Consider the following 21,949-nt stretch of genomic DNA (forward strand, 5'->3'; position numbering starts at 1 on the left):
TTTACCTTCAGGTACCTTCAGGTGGCACCGCGAAGGGCTGATCCCCTCCGGCAGCGTTGCCGGTGGCCCGAGGAGTTCACGTGACCAGCACAGCGCAGGCACCCAAGTCAGGAGCCAGGACGGCTCACCCCGATCATCTCGGGCACGTCATCTTCATCGCGGCAGCGGCCGCGATGGGCGGTTTCCTCTTCGGCTACGACAGCTCCGTGATCAACGGCGCCGTCGAGGCCATCCGCGACCGCTACGACGTCGGCTCCGCGGCCCTCGCCCAGGTCATCGCCATCGCCCTGATCGGCTGCGCCGTCGGCGCGGCGACCGCCGGGCGCATAGCCGACCGCATCGGCCGCATCCGGTGCATGCAGATCGCCGCGGCCCTCTTCACCGTCAGCGCCGTCGGCTCCGCGCTGCCCTTCGCCCTGTGGGACCTGGCCTTCTGGCGGGTCGTCGGCGGCTTCGCCATCGGTATGGCGTCCGTGATCGGCCCGGCCTACATCGCCGAGGTCGCGCCGCCCGCCTACCGCGGCCGGCTCGGCTCCTTCCAGCAGGCCGCGATCGTCATCGGCATCGCCGTGTCGCAGCTGGTCAACTGGGGCCTGCTGAACGCCGCCGACGGCGACCAGCGCGGCAAGCTGATGGGCCTGGAGGCCTGGCAGGTCATGCTCGGCGTCATGGTCGTCCCGGCCGTCCTCTACGGCCTGCTCTCCTTCGCCATCCCCGAGTCCCCGCGCTTCCTCATCTCCGTCGGCAAGCACGAGCGCGCCCGGGAGATCCTCGCCGAGGTCGAGGGCAAGGACGTCGACCTCGACGCCCGTGTCGCCGAGATCGAGGGCGCCATGAAGAGCGAGGACAAGTCGAGCTTCAAGGACCTGCTCGGCGGCAGCTTCTTCTTCAAGCCGATCGTCTGGGTCGGCATCGGCCTGTCGGTCTTCCAGCAGTTCGTCGGCATCAACGTCGCGTTCTACTACTCCGCCACGCTGTGGCAGTCCGTCGGCGTCGACCCCGCCGACTCGTTCTTCTACTCCTTCACCACGTCGATCATCAACATCGTCGGCACCGTCATCGCGATGATCTTCGTCGACCGCATCGGCCGCCGGCCGCTCGCGATCATCGGCTCGGTCGGCATGGTCGTCGGCCTGGCACTGGAGGCCTGGGCGTTCTCCTACCACCTCGTCGACGGCAAGCTGCCGGCCACGCAGGGCTGGATCGCCCTGATCGCCGCACACGTCTTCGTCCTCTTCTTCGCCCTGTCCTGGGGCGTGGTCGTCTGGGTCATGCTCGGCGAGATGTTCCCCAACCGGATCCGTGCCGCCGCCCTGGGCGTGGCCGCCGCCGCGCAGTGGATCGCCAACTGGGCCATCACCGCGAGCTTCCCGTCCCTGGCCGACTGGAACCTCTCCGCGACCTACGTGATCTACACCGCGTTCGCCGCGCTCTCGATCCCGTTCGTCCTGAGGTTCGTCAAGGAGACGAAGGGCAAGGCCCTGGAGGAGATGGGCTAGACCCGCCCCGCGACTCGGGGAGAAGGGGCCAAGTCCCCGCTGCCCCTCTCCCCGTAACCCGCCGCCGCCCCGGTTCGGCCACTGCCCGAGCCGGGGCGGCGGTCTGCCCTGCCCCGGACGCCGGCGTCAGCGCTCCAGGCCCGGCAGCACCTGCTCGCAGAACAGCTGCATGCTCCGCCACCCCTCCTCCACCGGCATCCCGCCCGCCAGCGGATGCAGCACGTAGGAGTCCAGCCCCAGTGCCACGCACGCCTGCGGGGTCAGGATCCGGTACACGCCCTCCGCCCGCAGCTCCCCGACCGTCGTCGCGGCCGACTTCACTGCCGAGCGCATCCCGCCCGGCTGCCACCCGGCGTACGTCCGGGCCTCGTGCAGGAAGTGCCGCCCGTACCGCGCCCAGGCCCGGTCCGGATCCTCCGCCACGTGCAGCAGGGGCGTCTCGGCGGCGGGCATCATCACCCAGCCCTCGGTGCCGTACTCGGCGAGCCGCTCCTTGTAGTACGCCTCCAGCTCCGGCAGGTGCGCGCTCGGGAAGAACGGCAGACCGAGCCGGGCGGCGCGGCGGGCCGCTGCCCGGGACGAGCCGCCGACCAGGAGCAGCGGGTGGGGTTCGGTGAAGGGACGCGGTGTGACGCGGACCGTGCGGCCGCGGTAGGCGAAGGGCTCACCCGTCCAGGCCGCCAGCAGGGTCTCCAGCAGCTCGTCCTGGAGCGCGCCGCGCCGGGCGAAGTCCACCCCGAAGTGCTCGTACTCCTCGGGCCGGTACCCGAGCCCGGCGACGGTCACCAGCCGGCCGCCGCTGAGCAGGTCCAGCACGGCGATGTCCTCGGCCAGCCGCAGCGGGTCGTGCAGCGGGCCGATGACCGCCGAGACGGTGACCGCGACACGCCGGGTGGCGCCGAAGACGGCCCCCGCGAAGGCGAACGGCGACGGCAGCCAGTTGTTGTCCGCCCCGTGGTGCTCCTCCGTCTGCACCGTGGTGACACCCCGGTCGTCGGCGTAGGCGGCCATCTCCAGGGCCGCCCGGTAGCGGGCGCCGAGCTCGGCGGGGCCGGCCCCAGGAGCGACGAGGTTGAAGCGTGCGACCGTGACGGGCATGGGGGCGTCTCCCTCCGCCGGGCGGGTGTCCGGGGGACGTTAGCTGACGAGGCGTCAGACATCCAGGGGTGTGGAGATCCGGCGGCACCCGGCCCCGAGGGGCGGCGCGAGCGGGGTGCCCCGGGGGCCCATGACTGATACTGGACCCGTTATGGACATCGTCATCCTTGCTGTAGTCATCGCCGTGGTCGTGATCGGCGCGCTCGGCGGGCTCATCGTCGGCAGCCGGCGCAAGAAGCAGCTGCCTCCGCCCCCGCCCGCGGCGCCCGACATCACCGCCCCACCGGCCGAGCCGCACGTCGGCGACGAGGCCGAGACGCCGCGGGAGGAACCGCGGCGAACCATAGAGGAGGTGGATCTCCCGGACGGCTCGGCTCCGGTCGTGGTCGAGGAGCCGCCCGCCGAAGCCCCCGGGATCGAGATCCCGGAACCCACCGCCGGCCGCCTGATCCGGCTGCGGACCCGGCTCTCCCGCTCGCAGAACGCCCTCGGCAAGGGGCTGCTCACGCTGCTGTCGCGCGAGCACCTCGACGAGGACACCTGGGAGGAGATCGAGGACACGCTGCTCACCGCCGACGTCGGCGTGCAGCCCACCCAGGAGCTGGTCGAGCGGCTGCGCGAGCGGGTGAAGGTGCTCGGCACCCGCACCCCGGAGGAGCTGCGCACCCTGCTCCGCGAGGAGCTGGTCACGCTGGTCGGCCGCGACATGGACCGCGCGGTCAAGACCGAGCCGGAGGACCGCAAGCCCGGCATCGTGATGGTCGTCGGCGTCAACGGCACCGGCAAGACCACCACCACCGGCAAGCTCGCCCGTGTCCTGGTCGCCGACGGCCAGAGCGTCGTGCTCGGCGCCGCCGACACCTTCCGTGCCGCCGCCGCCGACCAGCTCCAGACCTGGGGCGAGCGCGTCGGCGCCCACACCGTGCGCGGGCCGGAGGGCGGCGACCCGGCGTCCGTGGCCTTCGACGCGGTCAAGGAGGGCAAGGAGATGGGTGCGAACGTCGTGCTCATCGACACCGCCGGCCGTCTGCACACCAAGACCGGCCTCATGGACGAGCTCGGCAAGGTCAAGCGGGTCGTCGAGAAGCAGGCCCCGGTCGACGAGGTGCTGCTCGTCCTGGACGCCACCACCGGCCAGAACGGCCTGGTCCAGGCCCGGGTCTTCTCCGAGGTCGTCGACATCACCGGCATCGTGCTCACCAAGCTCGACGGCACGGCCAAGGGCGGCATCGTCGTCGCGGTCCAGCGCGAGCTGGGCGTCCCGGTCAAGCTCGTCGGGCTCGGCGAGGGCGCGGACGACCTGGCGCCGTTCGAGCCGGAGGCGTTCGTTGACGCCCTTATCGGGGAGTGAGCTCGGCACCCACCGAGGATTCACCTACAACCCTGCGTCTGCGCACGGCGAAGCGCCCGCCCCCCGGGATCCGGTCGGGGCCGGGCGCTTCGCCGTGTGTGTCCCCGCGCCGTGCCTCGGCCGTGTGCCGTCGGCCGTGCGCGTGTGCGTGTCGCCGCCGGGACCGTGCCGTGGCTAGGCCCGTGACCGGTGGGCCACGTACGCCAGGGTGCCCAGCACCAGGCGGGCCTCCGGCGGGCGGGACGCGGAGTCCAGGGCGGGGGAGCGCAGCCAGCGCACCGGGCCGAGGCCGCCGCGGTCGGAGGGCGGCGCCGTGATGTGCGTGCCCGGGCCGAGGCCACGCAGGTCGAGCGCGTCCGGGTCGTCCCAGCCCATGCGGTAGAGCAGCCCGGGCAGATCGGCGGCGGCCCCGGGGGCGACGAAGAAGTGCGCGCGGCCGTCCGGGGGCGCGGCGACCGGGCCGACGGGCAGGCCCATGCGCTCCAGCCGGGCCAGGGCGCGGCAGCCGGCGGGCTCGGCCACCTCGATGACGTCGAACGCCCCGCCGACCGGCAGCATCACCGAGGCCCCGGGGAACTCGCCCCAGGTCTCGGTCACGGCGTCCAGGGTCGCTCCGGCCCGGAGCACCGGCGCGAAGTGGAGCGGGTGCGCACCCGGCGCGGGGCAGTCGGCGCGGCCGCAGGAGCAGGCACCCGCCGAGGCCCGGGCGCCCGGCACCACGTCCCAGCCCCACAGCCCGGTGTACTCGGCGACGGCGGTGCCGTCCGACGTGCGGCGGCGGCGTGAGCCGGACCGGATGTCGCGCATGCCACGGTTGATGCCGATCGTGAAGCCCATGCCCCCTCCAACGGGTCCGGCGCACCGGTGGTTACGCAGCGGGCGCGATACGTGACTCTCTGTTTCTGCCTTCCCGGTGGCGGCCGGTCCACTCGGCGCCCGGGTGTGCCCGGGGTGGTGTACCCGGCGACGCGCGCCCCCGAGTGCATCGCTACACCTGCTCTCGGTCGTGCTGTGTCAAGTGAATCGCGCCTGGCCGTACGTGAGTTCATTCGAAGGGGTGGCGAATGGTGGCGTTTCCGTGTGAGCCGTGGCTGGACGGGTGATCGTAGGATTACTTTGTGTGCACGAGTCCTGGGGGCACATGCGCTCGTGGGTATGCCGGAGGCAAGTCGTCATTCCGTTCGAAGGGTGACAAGGGCCGGACGGACGGCCGTACGAACCGGCATGCTGATAGGGCTTGGCGCACTCGGCGACAAGTGGTCTCAGGGATGGGGGCGTTCCAGTGAGCGGCAACGGCGGAAGCGGAACGAACGCTGCGAGCGCGACGCACCCCGACAAGCGCCCGAACGAGCTGCTCACCTCCTGGTTCGCGCGCAGCGGCTGGTCCAAGGGCGAGCTCGCCCGCCAGGTCAACCGCAGAGCACGGCAGTTGGGCGCCAACCACATCTCCACGGACACCTCGCGGGTGCGCCGCTGGCTCGACGGCGAGAACCCCCGCGAGCCCATCCCACGGATCCTGTCCGAGCTGTTCTCGGAGCGCTTCGGCCTCGTGGTCTCCGTCGAGGACCTGGGGCTGCGCACCGCGCGCCAGTCGCCCTCCGCGACCGGTGTCGACCTGCCGTGGACGGGCCCGCAGACCGTGGCCCTGCTCAGCGAGTTCTCGCGCAGCGACCTGATGCTGGCGCGGCGCGGCTTCCTCGGGAGCTCGCTGGCCCTGTCCGCGGGCCCGGCCCTCATCGAGCCCATGCAGCGCTGGCTCGTCCCCTCGCCGCCGGCCCCGCGCTCCGAGCCCGGGCCCGCGGGCGGCTCGGGGCGCGCCCGCGGCCGGCTCTCCAAGCCGGAGCTGGACCTTCTGGAGTCCACGACGGTGATGTTCCGGCAGTGGGACGCCCAGTGCGGCGGGGGTTTGCGCCGCAAGGCGGTCGTCGGGCAGCTGCACGAGGTGACCGACCTCCTCCAGGAGCCCCAGCCGGAGTCCACGACCCGGCGCCTGTTCAAGGTCGCCGCCGAACTGGCCGAGCTGGCCGGCTGGATGTCGTACGACATCGGGCTCCAGCCGACCGCGCAGAAGTACTTCGTCCTCGCCCTGCACGCCGCCAAGGAGGCCGGGGACCGGCCCCTGGGGTCGTACGTGCTGTCCAGCATGAGCCGCCAGATGATCCACCTGGGCCGGCCCGACGACGCACTGGAGCTGATCCACCTCGCGCAGTACGGCAGCCGGGACTGCGCCAGCCCCCGCACCCAGTCGATGCTGTATGCGATGGAGGCCCGCGCCTACGCGAACATGGGGCAGCCCGGCAAGTGCAAGCGGGCGGTGCGGATGGCCGAGGACACCTTCGCCGAGGCCGACGAGTGGGACGAGCCGGACCCCGACTGGATCCGCTTCTTCTCCGAGGCCGAGCTCCACGGGGAGAACTCCCACTCGTTCCGCGACCTGGCCTACGTCGCCGGCCGCAGCCCCACCTACGCCTCGCTGGCCGAGCCCCTGATGAGCCGGGCCGTGGAGCTCTTCGCCAAGGACGCCGAGCACCAGCGCTCCTACGCGCTGAACCTCATCGGCATGGCCACGGTCCACCTCCTCCAGCGCGAGCCCGAGCGGAGCGCGGGATTCGCCACCGAGGCCATGCAGGTCGCCAAGAAGGTCCGCTCCGAGCGGGTGAACACCCGGATCCGCAAGACGGTCGACACCGCGGCGCGTGACTTCGGCGACCTCGGCGAGGTCGTCGACCTCACCGAGCGGCTCGCGTCCGAGCTGCCCGAGACCGCCGAGGCCGTCTGAGAAGCCGGACGGCCCCCTGATCCCCGGCCGCGGCCGGCCCTCCCGAACTGCCCGACTCGGCTCCCCCATGCCAGGTCATCGGAAGGCCGACCGCGGCCGGTTCCCTGCGCCCACGGCTGCCTGAAAGCCGAAGGTTGCGCCACGATAACGATCGCCTCGCCCGCCATCGGGCAGTTCATCGACGCGTAACACGGAACGCGCCTTCGTCACGGTCGCGAAACAACGAGGGGCTTCGACCGAAACCGCGCTGCGCCAATCTCGTGGCGCATAACCGGCCCACCCCTCATTCCGCTCGAGGCTTCGCCCGCACGGGGCCGTACACACGACGAGGAGACGCCGATGGCACCAGCCATCACCCTTGCCGCAGAAGCACCCAAGCTCTCTGCCGCGAACACAGGGTTCATGCTCATCTGTTCCGCCCTGGTGATGCTCATGACACCGGGCCTGGCCTTCTTCTACGGAGGCATGGTCCGCGTCAAGAGCACCCTGAACATGCTGATGATGAGCTTCATCAGCCTCGGGATCGTCACCATCCTGTGGGTGCTGTACGGATTCTCCATGGCGTTCGGCACCGACTCCGGCAGCCTCATCGGCTGGAACTCCGACTGGGTCGGCCTCGGCAACATCGGCCTCACGGAACTCTGGCCCGGCTACACCATCCCGGTGTTCGTGTTCCTGGTCTTCCAGCTGATGTTCGCGATCATCACGCCCGCCCTGATCAGCGGTGCCCTCGCGGACCGGGTGAAGTTCAGCGCGTGGGCGCTGTTCATCGCCCTGTGGGTCACGGTCGTCTACTTCCCGGTCGCGCACTGGGTCTGGGGCACCGGCGGCTGGGCCTTCGAGCTGGGCGTCATCGACTTCGCCGGTGGTACGGCGGTCCACATCAACGCGGGTGCGGCGGCCCTCGGCGTGATCCTCGTCATCGGCAAGCGCGTCGGCTTCAAGAAGGACCCGATGCGCCCGCACAGCCTGCCGCTGGTCATGCTCGGCGCCGGTCTGCTGTGGTTCGGCTGGTTCGGCTTCAACGCCGGCTCCTGGCTCGGCAACGACGACGGCGTCGGCGCGCTGATGTTCGTCAACACGCAGATCGCCACCGCCGCCGCCATGCTGGCCTGGCTCATCTACGAGAAGATCCGCCACGGCGCGTTCACCACGCTCGGTGCCGCCTCCGGCGCCGTCGCGGGCCTGGTCGCCATCACCCCGGCCGGCGGCGCGGTCACCCCGCTCGGCGCGATCGCGGTCGGCGCCATCGCCGGTGTGCTGTGCGCCATGGCCGTCGGCCTCAAGTACAAGTTCGGCTACGACGACTCCCTCGACGTCGTCGGCGTCCACCTGGTCGGCGGTGTCGCGGGCTCCCTGCTGATCGGCCTCTTCGCCAGCGGCAAGGGCCAGTCCACCGTCGAGGGCCTCTTCTACGGCGGCGGCATGACCCAGTTCTGGAAGCAGTGCGCCGGTGTCTTCGCGGTGCTCGGCTACTCCCTGGTCGTCTCGGCGGTCCTCGCCTTCATCCTCGACAGGACCATGGGCATGCGGGTCCCCGAGGACGACGAGATCACCGGCATCGACCAGGCCGAGCACGCCGAGACCGCATACGACTTCAGCGGCGCCGGTGGCGGTGCCGCCAAGACGGCCGTCACGGCCCCGGTCGCCGCAACCGCGAGCAAGAAGGTGGACGCATGAAGCTCATCACCGCCGTCGTGAAGCCGCACCGGCTCGACGAGATCAAGGAGGCCCTGCAGGCCTTCGGCGTACACGGCCTGACGGTCACCGAGGCCAGCGGCTACGGTCGTCAGCGGGGCCACACCGAGGTCTACCGGGGCGCCGAGTACACCGTCGACCTGGTCCCCAAGATCCGTATCGAGGTCCTGGTCGAGGACGACGACGCCGAGCAGCTGATCGAAGTCGTGGTCAAGGCAGCCCGCACGGGCAAGATCGGTGACGGCAAGGTCTGGTCCATCCCGGTCGACACCGCCGTACGGGTCCGGACCGGCGAGCGCGGTCCGGACGCGCTCTGACACGAAAAGACAGGAGTCGCCGGGTGACGGGTACGCACGTGCAGAAGGAAGCAGAGGACTCGGGACCCAGCGGCTACGCGGCGGCCCGGCTGCGCCTCCTCACCGAGGAGGCGCGGTCCGGGCCGCCGCGCCGTGCGGCCCTGGCCGACCTCACGGACGAGTGGCTCACCGGTCTGTTCACCGCGGGCGCGGAGGGTCTGCGCGGTGCTTCCCTGGTGGCGGTCGGCGGCTACGGACGCGGTGAGCTGTCCCCGCGCAGCGACCTCGACCTGCTCCTGCTGCACGACGGCGGCGACCCCAAGGCCGTCGCCGCCCTCGCCGACCGGCTCTGGTACCCCGTCTGGGACCTGGGCCTGGACCTGGACCACTCCGTCCGCACCCCCGCCGAGGCCCGCAAGACCGCCGGTGAGGACCTCAAGGTGCAGCTCGGGCTGCTGGACGCCCGGCACATCGCCGGCGACCTCGGCCTCACCGCCTCCCTGCGCACCGCCGTCCTGGCCGACTGGCGCAACCAGGCGCCCAAACGCCTGCCCGAGCTCCAGGAACTGTGCGCCGAACGCGCCGAACGGCAGGGCGAGCTGCAGTACCTGCTGGAACCCGACCTGAAGGAGGCCCGAGGCGGGCTGCGGGACGCCACCGCGCTGCGGGCCGTCGCCGCCTCCTGGCTCGCCGACGCACCGCGCGAGGGCCTCGCCGACGCCCGGCGCCGGCTCCTCGACGTCCGGGACGCCCTGCACCTGGCCACCGGCCGCGCCACCGACCGGCTCGCCCTGCAGGAGCAGGACCAGGTGGCCGCCGAACTCGGCCTGCTCGACGCGGACACCCTGCTGCGCCAGGTGTACGAGGCGGCCCGGCTCGTCTCGTACGCCAGCGACGTCACCTGGCGCGAGGTGGGGCGCGTGCTGCGGTCGCGCGCCGTACGGCCCCGGCTGCGCAGACTGGTGGGGGAGCGAAGCGACTTCCTCAGAAGGGCGGTGGCGGGCGACGGGAGGGCGCTCGGCGGCGGGAAGCCGACCGCCGAGCGGTCCCCGCTGGCCGAGGGCGTGGTGGAGCAGGACGGCGAGGTCGTCCTCGCCCGCGCCGCGCGCCCCGAGCGCGACCCCGTGCTGCCGCTGCGCGCCGCGGCCGCCGCCGCGCAGGCCGGGCTCCCCCTCTCGCTGCACGCCGTACGGCGCCTGGCGGCCACCGTGCGCCCGCTGCCCACCCCCTGGCCCGCCGAGGCCCGCGAACAGCTGGTCACCCTGCTCGGCTCCGGCCGCCCCACCATCGACGTCTGGGAGGCGCTGGAGGCGGAGGGGCTGATCACGCGGCTACTGCCCGACTGGGAGCGGGTCCGCTGCCGCCCGCAGCGCAACGCCGTGCACCTGTGGACCGTCGACCGGCACCTCATCGAGACCGCGGTGCGCGCCTCCGAGTTCACCCGCCGGGTCAGCCGCCCCGACCTGCTGCTGGTCGCCGCGCTGCTGCACGACATCGGCAAGGGCTGGCCGGGCGACCACTCCGTGGCGGGCGAGATCATCGCCCAGGACGTGGCCACCCGCATCGGCTTCGACCGCCACGACGTGGCCGTCGTCGCCACCCTCGTACGGCACCACCTGCTGCTCATCGACACCGCCACCCGCCGCGACCTGGAGGACCCGGCCACCGTGCGGTCCGTCGCCGAGGCCGTCGGATCCGAGGGCACCCTGGAGCTGCTGCACGCGCTCACCGAGGCCGACGCCCTCGCGACCGGCCCGGCCGCCTGGTCGTCCTGGCGCGGCTCGCTCGTCGCCGACCTGGTCAAACGGGTCTCGGCGGTGCTCGCCGGGGACGCCCCGGCCGACCCCGAGGAGGCCGCGCCGACCGCCGAGCAGGAGCGGCTCGCCCTGGAGGCCGCCGCGACGGGCAGCCCGGTGCTCTCGCTGCGGGCCCAGACCGAGCCGCCCGCCGGGCAGGAGCCGTCCGGCGCCCCCGAGCCGCTCGGGGTGGAGCTGCTCATCGCCGTACCCGACCAGCCCGGGGTGCTGCCCGCGGTGGCCGGCGTCCTCGCCGTGCACCGGCTGACCGTCCGCACCGCCGAGCTGCGCTCCCTGCACCTCCCGGACGGCGTCGACGGCTCCGTCCTGCTGCTGGACTGGCGGGTCGCCGCCGAGTACGGCTCCCTGCCGCAGGCCGCCCGGCTGCGCTCGGACCTGGTCCGGGCCCTGGACGGCTCCCTGGACATCGCCGGCCGCCTCGCCGAACGGGACGCGGCCTATCCGCGCCGCCGGGGCGTCGTCGCCCCCGCGGCCCGGGTGTCGGTCCACCCCGCCGCCTCCCGGCTGGCCACGGTCATCGAGGTCCGCTCCCAGGACGCCCCCGGCCTGCTGTTCCGCATCGGCCGGGCCCTGGAGGACGCGAGCGTGCGGGTGCGCAGCGCACATGTCTCGACCCTCGGCGCCAACGCCGTCGACGCCTTCTACGTGACCGGCCCGGAAGGCGCGCCGCTGCCCGGGGACGAGGCGGCGGCGGTGGCGCGGAAGCTGGAGGAGACACTGCGGGGGTGAGGCCGACCCGGCGACTTGTCCCGCCGGGATACCCTGGAGGGCGATTCCCTGTAGCCACCGACCCCGAGGACCGCGAGCGCCGTGTTCGATACTCTTTCCGATCGCCTCTCAGCGACCTTCAAGAACCTGCGCGGCAAGGGACGGCTCTCCGAGGCGGACATCGACGCCACGGCGCGCGAGATCCGGATCGCGCTGCTCGAGGCGGACGTGGCGCTTCCGGTCGTCCGGGCGTTCATCAAGAACGTCAAGGAGCGCGCCCTCGGCGCCGAGGTCAGCAAGGCGCTGAACCCCGCCCAGCAGGTCCTCAAGATCGTCAACGACGAGCTCGTCACCATCCTCGGCGGCGAGACCCGGCGCCTGCGCTTCGCCAAGCAGCCGCCCACCGTGATCATGCTGGCGGGTCTGCAGGGTGCCGGTAAGACCACCCTCGCGGGCAAGCTCGGCCGCTGGCTGAAGGAGCAGGGCCACTCGCCGCTGCTGGTCGCCGCCGACCTCCAGCGCCCGAACGCGGTCAACCAGCTGAGCGTCGTCGCCGAGCGCGCCGGCGTCAGCGTCTACGCGCCGGAGCCGGGCAACGGCGTCGGTGACCCGGTCAAGGTCGCCAAGGACTCCATCGAGCACGCCAAGTCCAAGGTCCACGACATCGTGATCGTGGACACCGCCGGCCGTCTCGGCATCGACCAGGAGATGATGCAGCAGGCCGCGGACATCCGCGACGCCGTCTCCCCGGACGAGATCCTGTTCGTCGTCGACGCGATGATCGGCCAGGACGCGGTCAACACCGCCGAGGCCTTCCGCGACGGCGTCGGCTTCGACGGCGTGGTGCTCTCCAAGCTCGACGGTGACGCCCGCGGTGGTGCCGCCCTGTCGATCCGGCAGATCACCGGCAAGCCGATCATGTTCGCCTCCAACGGCGAGAAGCTCGACGACTTCGACGCGTTCCACCCTGACCGGATGGCCTCCCGCATCCTCGACATGGGTGACCTCCTCACCCTGATCGAGCAGGCGGAGAAGACGTTCAGCCAGGAAGAGGCCGAGAAGATGGCCTCCAAGCTGGCGTCCAAGAAGGGCCAGGACTTCACCCTGGACGACTTCCTGGCCCAGATGGAGCAGGTCCGCAAGATGGGCTCCATCTCCAAGCTGCTCGGCATGCTGCCGGGCATGGGCCAGATGAAGGACCAGATCAACAACCTGGACGAGCGGGACGTCGACCGCACGGCCGCCATCATCAAGTCGATGACCCCGGCCGAGCGCCAGGAGCCGACGATCATCAACGGCTCGCGCCGCGCCCGTATCGCCAAGGGCTCCGGCGTCGAGGTCAGCGCGGTCAAGAACCTGGTCGAGCGGTTCTTCGAGGCCCGCAAGATGATGTCCCGCATGGCCCAGGGCGGCGGCATGCCGGGGATGCCCGGGATGCCCGGCATGGGCGGTGGTCCCGGCCGGACCAAGAAGAAGCAGAAGCAGGCCAAGGGCAAGCAGCGCTCCGGCAACCCGATGAAGCGCAAGCAGCAGGAGCAGGAGGAGGCCGCCCGCCGCGCCGCCGCAGCCGAGGGCGGCAGCGCCTTCGGACTGCCGCAGCAGGGCGGCAAGGACTTCGAACTGCCCGACGAGTTCAAGAAGTTCATGGGCTGACGGCCCGTCCCGTCACGACGCCGAGGGCGCCCCTCCACCCGGAGGGGCGCCCTCTCGGCATTCCGGCCGGGCGCCGCGCGTCAGGGCGTCCGGGCGATCAGGTAGCGGAACACGTTCGGCATCCACACCGTGCCGTCCTGGCGCTGGTGAGGGTGCAGGGCCTCGGTCAGCTCCTTGTCGACCTGCACCTGGTCCGTCGCCGTCATCGCCGCGTCGAACAGCCCCGTCGATTTCAGGCCGCGTACCGCGCTGTCCACGTCGGCGTACCCGAAGGGGCACGCCACCCGCCCCGAACCGTCCGGCCTCAGCCCGGCCCGCTGGGCGACGTCCTCCAGGTCGTCGCGGCAGGCGGGACGCCACGCGCCCGAGTGGCGCAGCGGCTCCGCCAGCTTCGTGGCCACCCGCATCACCGACGCCGTGGCGCAGCGCTCCGGCGGACCCCAGCCCGCCAGCACCACGGCCGCACCGCGCCGGGCGAGCGGTGTCGCCTCCGCGAGCAGTCCGCTGAGCCCCTCCGAGTCGCCCGCGAGGCACCCGATCGGCTCGAAGGCGGTCACCAGGGTGTAGCCGGGAGCGCCCGGCTCCGCGGCGTCCCGGGGCGAGCCGTCGACCAGCCGGGCCTGCGGACGCGCCCGCGTCCCCGACGCCTCCGGGAGCAGCCGCTCCCGCGCCAGGGCCATTCTCTCCGGGGATGCGTCGACACCGGTGACCGCCGCTCCCCGGGCGGCGGCCATCAGCAGGGAGAGCCCGGAACCGCAGCCGAGGCCGAGCAGCCGCGTCGCGGGACCCACTTCCAGTCGCTCGTAGACGGCCTCGTAGAGCGGTACGAGCATCCGCTCCTGGATCTCGGACCAGTCACGCGCGCGTGCACGCAGGTCCACGCGGGGTGCGGCCCCCGCGTGAGGCAGGTGCTGCCGCACGAGCGTAGGTGTCATAAGTAAGCGCCCCAATCCGCCGAGAGTTGCCTCTTGCCCGATTCCATGGCCCCCGTGACAGTGCGCTCGCACTACCCCCGTATGCCAGGTAACTCCCCCCTCGACCCGTCGTCCAGTGGAATGCGGCAGGGCTTATGAGTTGTCATGTGCCTATGGCGAGATTTCACATTCCGGCAATCTGGGCCCGTACCATCTCGCCATGGCGAAGGCACCTGTTCTCACCCCCCGGGCGGACGATTTCCCCCGCTGGTACCAGGACTTGATCACCAAGGCGGAGCTCGCCGACAACGGTCCGGTGCGCGGCACCATGGTCATCCGGCCGTACGGCTACGGGCTGTGGGAGCGGATGCAGGCGGAGATGGACGCCCGCATCAAGGAGACGGGCACCCAGAACGCCTACTTCCCGCTGCTCATCCCCGAGTCGTACCTCGCCCGGGAGGCCGACCACGTCGAGGGCTTCGCGCCCGAGCTGGCCGTCGTCACCCACGGCGGCGGCAAGGAGCTCGAGGAGCCGGCCGTCGTCCGCCCCACCTCCGAGATGATCATCAACGAGTACTTCTCGAAGTGGGTGCAGAGCTATCGCGATCTGCCGCTGCTCATCAACCAGTGGGCGAATGTCGTCCGCTGGGAACTGCGGCCCCGGCTCTTCCTGCGGACCTCCGAGTTCCTCTGGCAGGAGGGCCACACCGCGCACGCCACGTACGAGGAGGCGCGCGACTTCGCCGCGCACATCCACCGGCAGGTCTACGAGGACTTCATGCTGAACGTCCTCGCGATGGACGTCGTCCCCGGCCGCAAGACCGTCAGGGAGCGGTTCGCCGGCGCGATCAACACCCTCACCCTCGAAGGCATGATGGGTGACGGCAAGGCCCTGCAGATGGCCACGAGCCACGAGCTCGGCCAGAACTTCGCGAAGGCCTTCAACACCGGCTACCTCTCGAAGGACGGCCGCCAGGAGCTGGTGTGGCAGACCTCCTGGGGCTCCACCACCCGCATGATCGGCGCCCTGGTCATGATGCACGGCGACGACGCCGGCCTGCGCGTCCCGCCGCGGCTGGCGCACATCCAGGCCGTCGTGCTCGCGATCAAGGGTGACGAGGCGGTTCTGGCCAAGGTCCGCGAGCTCGGCGACCGGCTGAAGGCGGCCGGGGTCCGCGTCCACGTCGACGACCGCACCGACACCCCCTTCGGCCGCCGCGCGGTCGACTGGGAGCTCAAGGGCGTGCCGGTCCGGATCGAGATCGGCCCGCGCGACCTGGAGAACGGCACGGCGATGCTGGTCCGCCGCATCCCGGGTGGCAAGGAGCCGGTGTCCCTGGACGCCCTGGTGCCGCTGCTGCCCGGGATCCTCGAGGAGGACCAGGCCCTGCTGCTGCGGCAGTCCCGCGAGCGCCGGGAGGCGCGCACGACCGAGGTGTCGACCTTCGGGGAGGCCGTCGAGGCCGCCACCACCGGCGGCTGGGCGCGCATCCCCTGGGCCGCGCTGGGCGAGGAGGGCGAGGCCAAGCTGGCCGACCACGCCGTGACCGTACGGTGTCTGGTCGCCGAGGACGGGTCGGTGCCGGACGACGGTGACGCACCCGGTAACGTCGCGGTCGTCGCGCGCGCTTACTGAGTGAGGCACAAGGCGACCGAAACGCCCCTTGCGGATGCACAGACCTCTGTTGCCCCGGCGCGCGGACGTGTTCTACGCCCCGGGGCGTACGCGGGAGTACGCACCACCTTGTGGTGAGCTGTGAGGCTTCTCCACAGATCGGCGCACCCGCCCTCCTCGGGACGCATCAGAGGAAACTGACGGGTACGTGCAAATTATTTGGGATGGCCCGGAATCGGAACACTGCGGCACCCCGGCTCGTTGTCATTACGTGAGCACGACACAGACACCACCTGTTCTCGCCGCAGAGCTGGCACAGGCGTGGGCCGATATTCAGCGGTACCACCCCGAGTTGCCCGACCTTGCCGCGCCAGAGTCCCTGATCGGGGAGTCGTCGTCCGCGTGCGGTCACGAACTCTCCTTCGAGCGACTGCTCCATGAGGCAGTCCATGGCATCGCCGCGTCACGCGGGGTCCGCGACACCTCCCGTGCCGGCCGCTACCACAACCGCCGATTCCTCGCGATCGCCGAGGAGCTGGGCCTGGACCACCCCGAGGAACCGCATCCCAGCAGCGGTTTCTCCCTGGTCACGCTCACCCCCGAGGCGAAGCGGCGCTACCGCCCGACGATGGAGCGGCTCCAGCGCGCTCTGAAGGCCCACACCGCCGCGACCTCCTCCGACACCTCCCGCACCTTCCGGGGACCGGCCGCCCGGCACGGCTCCTCGGGCGGCGGTGTCCGCGTCAAGGCGGTCTGCGACTGCGGCCGCAACGTCCGGGTCGTCCCGTCCGTACTCGCCCAGGCCCCGATCGTCTGCGGCGGCTGCGGCAAGCCGTTCCGGATCCCGGACATCGTGGGAGCGGTCGCGAGCTGACGCCCGGCACCGGCATCTCGTGGCTGCCGGTCCCGGAGCGGAGCTCGGGCCCCTGGCGCACCCGGCGTGCTCACCTCTCACGCCGGGTGCGCCATCGGCGTGCCCGCACACCGGATCGGGCCCCCGGCCCGGAGCGACCCGCCGGGTGTGGCACAATGGCTAGCTGTACTCGACAGTCGCACAGGACCCCTCTCTCCTCCGGCTGACGCGTCCATCGGGCACTCGGGTACCGCAACCCCACGCGGCATTCTCGCCGTGCCCAACCACGTCAAATCCAGGAGAATCCACTCCCGTGGCAGTCAAGATCAAGCTGAAGCGTCTGGGCAAGATCCGTTCGCCTCACTACCGCATCGTCGTCGCCGACTCCCGTACCCGTCGTGACGGTCGTGCGATCGAGGAGATCGGCAAGTACCACCCGACGTACAACCCGTCGGTCATCGAGGTCGACGCGGACCGCGTCGCGTACTGGCTGGGTGTCGGCGCGCAGCCGACCGAGCCCGTGCTCGCCATCCTCAAGAAGACCGGCGACTGGCAGAAGTACAAGGGCGAGCCCGCCCCGGCTCCGCTGCTGACGCAGCCCGAGAAGGCCGCGCGTCCGTCGTTCGAGGCCATCGGTGGCGACGACGAGGGCAAGGGTGAGGCGATCACCCAGAAGAAGAAGGCTGAGAAGAAGGACGAGGCCGCCGAGTCCGCTTCGACCGAGGCCTGAGCATGCTCGAGGAGGCTCTCGAGCACCTCGTGAAGGGCATCGTCGACAACCCCGACGATGTGCAGGTCGCCTCGCGCAACCTGCGTCGCGGCCGCGTGCTCGAGGTCCGGGTCCACCCGGACGACCTCGGCAAGGTGATCGGCCGCAACGGCCGCACCGCACGCGCCCTGCGTACCGTCGTGGGCGCCATCGGCGGTCGCGGTGTTCGCGTCGACCTCGTCGACGTGGACCACGTCCGCTGACGCTTTCGCAGCACCGGCTCGGGCCGGGGAGGGCCACTGGGCCGTCCCCGGCCCGCAGTCGTATGACAGGAGAATGGACACGTGCAGCTGGTAGTCGCACGGATCGGCCGTGCCCATGGCATCAAGGGTGAGGTCACCGTCGAGGTGCGGACCGACGAGCCGGAGCTCAGGCTCGGCCCCGGTGCCGTACTCACCACCGATCCCGCTTCCGCGGGACCGCTCACCATCGAGACGGGCCGCGTCCACAGCGGCCGTCTCCTGCTGCGCTTCGAGGGCGTCAGCGACCGCACCGGCGCCGAGGCCCTGCGCAACACCCTCCTGATCGCCGAGATCGACCCGGAGGAACTGCCCGAGGGCGAGGACGAGTACTACGACCACCAGCTCATGGACCTCGACGTGGTCACCGCGGACGGCACCGAGGTCGGCCGCATCACGGAGATCTCGCACCTGCCCACCCAGGACCTGTTCATCGTGGAGCGGCCCGACGGCAGCGAGGTGATGATCCCCTTCGTCGAGGAGATCGTCACCGAGATCGACCTGGAGGAGCAGAAGGCCGTCATCACCCCGCCGCCGGGTCTGATCGACGACCGCGCCGAGATCGCCTCCAGCCGGGACGACTCCTCCGGCCGGGACGAGTCGTGATGCGCCTCGACGTCGTCACGATCTTCCCCGAGTACCTGGAACCGCTGAACGTCTCCCTCGTCGGCAAGGCCCGCGCGCGCGGGCAGCTGAACGTGCACGTCCACGACCTGCGTTCCTGGACCTACGACCGTCACAACACGGTCGACGACACCCCCTACGGCGGCGGCCCCGGCATGGTCATGAAGACCGAGCCGTGGGGGGACGCACTGGACTCCGTCCTGGCCGACGGCTACGAGACGGGCTCCCGGGCGCCCGCCCTCATCGTGCCCACGCCCAGCGGCCGGCCCTTCACCCAGGAACTCGCCGTCCAGCTCTCCGAGCGCCCCTGGCTGATCTTCACCCCGGCCCGCTACGAGGGCATCGACCGCCGCGTCGTCGACGAGTACGCCACGCGGATGCCGGTGTACGAGGTCTCCATCGGCGACTACGTCCTGGCCGGCGGCGAGGCGGCCGTCCTCGTCGTCACGGAGGCCGTGGCCCGGCTGCTGCCCGGCGTCCTGGGCAACGCCGAGTCCCACCGGGACGACTCCTTCGCGCCCGGCGCCATGGCGAACCTGCTCGAAGGGCCCGTCTACACCAAGCCTCCCGAGTGGCGCGGCCGGGACATCCCCGACGTGCTCCTCAGCGGCCACCACGGCAGGATCGCCCGTTGGCGCCGCGACGAGGCCCTCAAGCGCACCACCGCCCACCGGCCCGACCTCATCGAGCGGTGCGACCCCAAGGCCTTCGACAAGAAGGACCGCGAGATGCTCTCCATCCTGGGCTGGGCACCTGACCCGGCGGGGGAGCCGTACGGCCGATTTTGGCGCAGGACCGACGGCGTGGAAGAATAGCCAGCTGTTGTGCGTCCGTCCGGCGTGCGCCCCTGCCACAGGGGGAGACGACGTCCGCCCCGACCCGCACACACCTGATCCCGAAACACCTAGTTTCCGTTGATGACCTGTGGCATCAGCGAGGAAAGCAGACGAAATGTCTCACCTGCTCGACACCGTCGACTCCGCGTCGCTGCGCAGCGACGTCCCCGCCTTCCGCCCGGGCGACACCGTCAACGTGCACGTCCGCGTCATCGAGGGCAACCGCTCCCGTGTGCAGCAGTTCAAGGGCGTCGTGATCCGCCGCCAGGGTGCCGGCGTGCGCGAGACCTTCACGGTCCGCAAGGTCTCCTTCTCCGTCGGCGTCGAGCGCACCTTCCCGGTGCACACCCCGATCGTGGAGAAGATCGAGCTCGTCACCAAGGGTGACGTCCGCCGCGCCAAGCTGTACTACCTGCGCGAGCTGCGCGGCAAGGCCGCGAAGATCAAGGAGAAGCGCGAGAGCTGAGCGCTCTGAGGAGTTCATCCCGGGGCCGGATAGCATCTGGCTCCGATGGACACCGAAGCACAGCCGACGCAACGCGACCGCTCCTCCCGGCCCACCGGCTCCGAGACGACCTCGGATCCCGCGGGACCGGAGGACCGGTCGCGTTTCGCGTTGGCGGCGCGGGCCGGCTCCTGGGTCCCGGGCGGCCGGATCACCCTCACCCTGCTGCTCTGCCTGCTGTTCCTGCTGTCGCTCAGCACCTTCGTACTGCGGCCCTTCCAGATCCCCAGCGGATCCATGGAACCCGGATTGAGGATCGGGGACCGGGTTCTCGTAAATAAGTTGGCGTACCGTTTCGGTGCCGTGCCGCAGCGGGGAGACATCGTCGTGTTCGACGGAACCGGGTACTTCGGGCACGCGGACTACATCAAGCGCGTTGTCGGTGTGGGGGGAGACCGCGTGGTCTGCTGCGACAGGGAGGGGAGCATCCAGGTGAACGGCCGGCCGGTCGACGAATCGGGCTTCCTGCATCCCGGCGACAGTCCGTCCGAGGTGCCCTTCGACGTCGTCGTGCCCGACGGAACCCTGTTCGTCCTCGGAGACCACCGCAGCGACTCCAGCGACTCCCGCGACCACCTGGGCTCGCCGGGCGGCGGCATGATCCCCGTCGGCGACGTGATCGGCCGCGCCGACGGGATCGTCTGGCCCTTCGCCCACGCCACCCGGCTCCCGCGGCCCGGCGCCTACGCGCGCGTGCCCGACGCCGGCAAGGCGGGCGCCCATGGGTAACCGCGGCAAACCGCGCGGCGTCCCTGCGGGCCCCGCGGAGAATCTGCTGCCCACCGGAGCCCGGCGCGCCGCCGGCCCGTCCGGCGGCGGCCGTACGCGCGCCGAGCGCCGCAAGCTCCAGCGCAAGGTCAAACGGCGGCGCAGGCGCGGCGCCGTCAAGGAGATACCGCTCCTCGTGGGCGTGGCCGTCCTGATAGCGCTCGTGCTCAAGACGTTCCTCGTCCAGGCGTTCGTCATCCCGTCCGGCTCCATGGAACAGACGATCCAGATCGGCGACCGCGTCCTGGTCGACAAGCTCACCCCCTGGTTCGGCTCGAAGCCGCAGCGCGGTGACGTCGTCGTCTTCAAGGACCCCGGCGGCTGGCTCCAGGACGAGCAGCCCACCACGCAGAAGTCCGACCCCGTCGTCGTCAAGCAGGTCAAGGAAGGGCTCACCTTCATCGGCCTGCTGCCGTCCGAGAACGAGAAGGACCTGATCAAGCGGGTCGTCGGCGTCGGCGGCGACCACGTCAAGTGCTGCGACCCACAGGGGCGGGTGACCGTCAACGACGTCCCGCTGCAGGAGGACTACCTCTACCCCGGTGCCGCCCCCTCCGACACGCCCTTCGACATCACGGTCCCCCAGGGGCGGCTGTGGGTGATGGGCGACCACCGCAACAACTCCGCGGACTCCCGCGCCCACCAGGACACCGACTACGGGGGCACGGTCTCCGAGGACGAGGTGGTGGGCCGCGCCATGGTCATCGCCTGGCCCTTCGGCCACTGGAACATGCTGGAGGAGCCGAATACCTACGCCTCCGTGTCCGACTCGGCCACCGGGTCGACCGCGGCTCCCGAACTGTCGCATAGGGTTGCCTCCTACGATTCGAACGGAACGATCCAGCTCCCGACTCCTGCGGAACTCCCGCTCGTTATGGGAGTGGTGGGCCTGCGCCGCGTATGGGGCAGGCAGCGGCACAGAGTGAGGAGTTGGCGTGGGGGATGTGGCGGTTGGCGCACGGTCCGGACACGACGGCGAGGAGCACCGCGGACGCCCCGCGGAATCCGCCGTCCCGGCCGCGGACAGCGCCGTGACCTCCGGGAGTGACTCCGGGACAGCCGAGGACGGCAGGGTGACGGGCGAGCAGACGACGGCCGAGGGCCGGGGACCGGGCGGTACGGCGAGGACACCGAAGAAGCCGCGCTCCTTCTGGAAGGAGCTGCCCATCCTGATCGGTATCGCGCTGGTGCTGGCGCTGCTGATCAAGACCTTCCTGGTGCAGGCGTTCTCGATCCCCTCCGACTCGATGCAGAACACCCTGCAGCAGGGTGACCGCGTCCTGGTCGACAAACTGACGCCCTGGTTCGGCTCCGAGCCCGAGCGCGGCGAGGTCATCGTCTTCCACGACCCGGACAACTGGCTGGCGGGCGAGCCGACCACGGACCCGAACGCGCTGCAGACCTTCCTCAGCTGGATCGGCCTCATGCCGTCCGCGGAGGAGAAGGACCTCATCAAGCGCGTCATCGGCGTCGGCGGCGACACGATCGAGTGCAAGAACACCGGCCCGCTCACGGTCAACGGCAAGGCGCTGAACGAGCAGGACCACGTCTACGCCGGCAACACGCCGTGCAGCGTCGACGACCAGGGCGGCCAGTTCAAGGTGAAGGTGCCCGAGGGCTACGTCTGGGTCATGGGCGACCACCGGCAGAACTCGCGGGACTCCCGCTACCAGCAGGCCGACAAGCATCACGGCATGGTCCCGGTGAAGGACGTCGTCGGACGCGCCGTCGTCGTCGCGTGGCCGGTCAACCGCTGGGCGACCCTGCCGGTCCCGGACACCTTCGACCAGCCCGGGCTGAACGCCCAGCCGGCCGCAGCCGGTCTGACGGTCGCGCCGCAGGGGCTCGCGCTCCTCGGGGTGGTGCCGGTGGTGCTCTGGCGTCGCCGGAAGCCGTGATCCCGGCCATGGGCTGACCCCGGCCGGTA

20 protein-coding genes are annotated in these 21,949 nt (G+C 71.3%); 17 read left to right on the forward strand and 3 right to left on the reverse strand.

Going from position 1 to position 21,949, the window contains the following annotated elements; genetic code table 11:
- Positions 1–80 precede the first annotated feature (80 nt).
- On the forward strand, positions 81–1,499 hold the full coding sequence (locus ACFV20_RS20110) for a sugar porter family MFS transporter (RefSeq protein ID WP_385658349.1): 1,419 nt from the start codon (positions 81–83) through the stop codon (positions 1,497–1,499).
- Positions 1,500–1,625: 126 nt separating this feature from the next.
- On the opposite strand, the gene ACFV20_RS20115 is transcribed toward ACFV20_RS20110, so the two are convergent.
- Positions 1,626–2,597, reverse strand: coding sequence for an LLM class flavin-dependent oxidoreductase (locus ACFV20_RS20115; RefSeq protein WP_385658350.1), 972 nt, complete (start codon positions 2,595–2,597; stop codon positions 1,626–1,628).
- Between the two features lie 151 nt (positions 2,598–2,748).
- Here ACFV20_RS20115 and ftsY point away from each other — a divergent pair, with 151 nt between their 5' ends.
- Positions 2,749–3,948 (forward strand): signal recognition particle-docking protein FtsY, encoded by a 1,200-nt coding sequence (gene ftsY / locus ACFV20_RS20120; protein WP_385658498.1) that lies wholly within the window; start codon positions 2,749–2,751, stop codon positions 3,946–3,948.
- Positions 3,949–4,122: 174 nt separating this feature from the next.
- Here the strand turns inward: ftsY and ACFV20_RS20125 are convergent, their stop codons facing one another.
- Positions 4,123–4,785: a bifunctional DNA primase/polymerase gene (locus tag ACFV20_RS20125; RefSeq protein WP_385658351.1), complete on the reverse strand. Its 663-nt coding sequence runs from the start codon at positions 4,783–4,785 to the stop codon at positions 4,123–4,125.
- A 445-nt stretch (positions 4,786–5,230) separates the two neighbouring features.
- Between ACFV20_RS20125 and ACFV20_RS20130 the strand changes: the two genes are divergently transcribed.
- The 5 genes from ACFV20_RS20130 to ffh all read left to right on the forward strand — a co-directional run bounded on the left by ACFV20_RS20130 (position 5,231) and on the right by ffh (position 12,899).
- Positions 5,231–6,727 carry a hypothetical protein gene (locus ACFV20_RS20130; protein WP_385658352.1) on the forward strand — a complete coding sequence of 499 codons (1,497 nt, stop codon included), beginning with the start codon at positions 5,231–5,233 and terminating at the stop codon, positions 6,725–6,727.
- A 339-nt stretch (positions 6,728–7,066) separates the two neighbouring features.
- Positions 7,067–8,407 (forward strand): ammonium transporter, encoded by a 1,341-nt coding sequence (locus tag ACFV20_RS20135; protein WP_385658353.1) that lies wholly within the window; start codon positions 7,067–7,069, stop codon positions 8,405–8,407.
- Positions 8,404–8,742: a P-II family nitrogen regulator gene (locus tag ACFV20_RS20140; RefSeq protein WP_102907163.1), complete on the forward strand. Its 339-nt coding sequence runs from the start codon at positions 8,404–8,406 to the stop codon at positions 8,740–8,742. The genes ACFV20_RS20135 and ACFV20_RS20140 overlap by 4 nt, the downstream gene beginning before the upstream one ends.
- Positions 8,743–8,765: 23 nt before the next feature.
- Positions 8,766–11,267 (forward strand): [protein-PII] uridylyltransferase, encoded by a 2,502-nt coding sequence (locus ACFV20_RS20145; protein ID WP_385658354.1) that lies wholly within the window; start codon positions 8,766–8,768, stop codon positions 11,265–11,267.
- 81 nt (positions 11,268–11,348) lie between these two features.
- On the forward strand, positions 11,349–12,899 hold the full coding sequence (gene ffh, locus ACFV20_RS20150) for a signal recognition particle protein (protein ID WP_385658355.1): 1,551 nt from the start codon (positions 11,349–11,351) through the stop codon (positions 12,897–12,899).
- A gap of 80 nt (positions 12,900–12,979) precedes the next feature.
- Here ffh and ACFV20_RS20155 read toward each other — a convergent pair whose 3' ends face one another.
- On the reverse strand, positions 12,980–13,834 hold the full coding sequence (locus ACFV20_RS20155; protein ID WP_385658357.1) for a methyltransferase domain-containing protein: 855 nt from the start codon (positions 13,832–13,834) through the stop codon (positions 12,980–12,982).
- Between the two features lie 199 nt (positions 13,835–14,033).
- Here ACFV20_RS20155 and proS point away from each other — a divergent pair, with 199 nt between their 5' ends.
- The 10 genes from proS to lepB (ACFV20_RS20205) all read left to right on the forward strand — a co-directional run bounded on the left by proS (position 14,034) and on the right by lepB (ACFV20_RS20205) (position 21,920).
- Complete coding sequence (proS, locus tag ACFV20_RS20160; protein ID WP_385658359.1) at positions 14,034–15,449, forward strand: proline--tRNA ligase; 1,416 nt, start codon at positions 14,034–14,036, stop codon at positions 15,447–15,449.
- A 250-nt stretch (positions 15,450–15,699) separates the two neighbouring features.
- Positions 15,700–16,302, forward strand: a complete 603-nt coding sequence (locus ACFV20_RS20165; RefSeq protein ID WP_104781425.1) for a hypothetical protein — start codon at positions 15,700–15,702, stop codon at positions 16,300–16,302.
- A gap of 292 nt (positions 16,303–16,594) precedes the next feature.
- Positions 16,595–17,011: a 30S ribosomal protein S16 gene (gene rpsP / locus ACFV20_RS20170; protein WP_385658361.1), complete on the forward strand. Its 417-nt coding sequence runs from the start codon at positions 16,595–16,597 to the stop codon at positions 17,009–17,011.
- A 2-nt stretch (positions 17,012–17,013) separates the two neighbouring features.
- Positions 17,014–17,253 (forward strand): RNA-binding protein, encoded by a 240-nt coding sequence (locus ACFV20_RS20175; protein WP_003973401.1) that lies wholly within the window; start codon positions 17,014–17,016, stop codon positions 17,251–17,253.
- A gap of 81 nt (positions 17,254–17,334) precedes the next feature.
- Positions 17,335–17,895: a ribosome maturation factor RimM gene (rimM, locus tag ACFV20_RS20180; RefSeq protein WP_385658363.1), complete on the forward strand. Its 561-nt coding sequence runs from the start codon at positions 17,335–17,337 to the stop codon at positions 17,893–17,895.
- Positions 17,895–18,728 (forward strand): tRNA (guanosine(37)-N1)-methyltransferase TrmD, encoded by an 834-nt coding sequence (gene trmD / locus ACFV20_RS20185; RefSeq protein ID WP_385658364.1) that lies wholly within the window; start codon positions 17,895–17,897, stop codon positions 18,726–18,728. Before rimM ends, trmD begins: the two co-directional genes overlap by 1 nt.
- 136 nt (positions 18,729–18,864) lie before the next feature.
- The gene (gene rplS / locus ACFV20_RS20190) at positions 18,865–19,215 is read left to right on the forward strand and encodes a 50S ribosomal protein L19 (RefSeq protein ID WP_053668736.1); all 351 of its coding nucleotides are present in this window, start codon (positions 18,865–18,867) and stop codon (positions 19,213–19,215) included.
- 45 nt (positions 19,216–19,260) lie between these two features.
- Positions 19,261–19,983, forward strand: coding sequence for a signal peptidase I (lepB, locus tag ACFV20_RS20195; protein ID WP_385658367.1), 723 nt, complete (start codon positions 19,261–19,263; stop codon positions 19,981–19,983).
- A complete protein-coding gene (gene lepB / locus ACFV20_RS20200; protein WP_385658369.1) occupies positions 19,976–21,070 on the forward strand; it encodes a signal peptidase I in 1,095 nt (364 codons plus the stop codon). The genes lepB (ACFV20_RS20195) and lepB (ACFV20_RS20200) overlap by 8 nt, the downstream gene beginning before the upstream one ends.
- Complete coding sequence (lepB, locus tag ACFV20_RS20205) at positions 20,958–21,920, forward strand: signal peptidase I (protein WP_385658371.1); 963 nt, start codon at positions 20,958–20,960, stop codon at positions 21,918–21,920. Before lepB (ACFV20_RS20200) ends, lepB (ACFV20_RS20205) begins: the two co-directional genes overlap by 113 nt.
- The last annotated feature ends 29 nt before the right edge of the window (positions 21,921–21,949 follow it).

The sequence above is a fragment of the Streptomyces sp. NPDC059696 genome, from assembly GCF_042733745.1.
Lineage (GTDB): Bacteria > Actinomycetota > Actinomycetes > Streptomycetales > Streptomycetaceae > Streptomyces.

Coding starts and splice junctions, on each gene's coding strand:
- ACFV20_RS20115 (WP_385658350.1), bottom strand. CDS start 2,597: ATGCCCGTCACGGTCGCACGCTTCAACCTCGTCGCTCCTGGGGCCGGC.
- ftsY (WP_385658498.1), top strand. CDS start 2,749: ATGGACATCGTCATCCTTGCTGTAGTCATCGCCGTGGTCGTGATCGGC.
- ACFV20_RS20125 (WP_385658351.1), bottom strand. CDS start 4,785: ATGGGCTTCACGATCGGCATCAACCGTGGCATGCGCGACATCCGGTCC.
- ACFV20_RS20135 (WP_385658353.1), top strand. CDS start 7,067: ATGGCACCAGCCATCACCCTTGCCGCAGAAGCACCCAAGCTCTCTGCC.
- ACFV20_RS20140 (WP_102907163.1), top strand. CDS start 8,404: ATGAAGCTCATCACCGCCGTCGTGAAGCCGCACCGGCTCGACGAGATC.
- ACFV20_RS20155 (WP_385658357.1), bottom strand. CDS start 13,834: ATGACACCTACGCTCGTGCGGCAGCACCTGCCTCACGCGGGGGCCGCA.
- proS (WP_385658359.1), top strand. CDS start 14,034: ATGGCGAAGGCACCTGTTCTCACCCCCCGGGCGGACGATTTCCCCCGC.
- ACFV20_RS20175 (WP_003973401.1), top strand. CDS start 17,014: ATGCTCGAGGAGGCTCTCGAGCACCTCGTGAAGGGCATCGTCGACAAC.
- trmD (WP_385658364.1), top strand. CDS start 17,895: ATGCGCCTCGACGTCGTCACGATCTTCCCCGAGTACCTGGAACCGCTG.
- rplS (WP_053668736.1), top strand. CDS start 18,865: ATGTCTCACCTGCTCGACACCGTCGACTCCGCGTCGCTGCGCAGCGAC.
- lepB (WP_385658367.1), top strand. CDS start 19,261: ATGGACACCGAAGCACAGCCGACGCAACGCGACCGCTCCTCCCGGCCC.
- lepB (WP_385658369.1), top strand. CDS start 19,976: ATGGGTAACCGCGGCAAACCGCGCGGCGTCCCTGCGGGCCCCGCGGAG.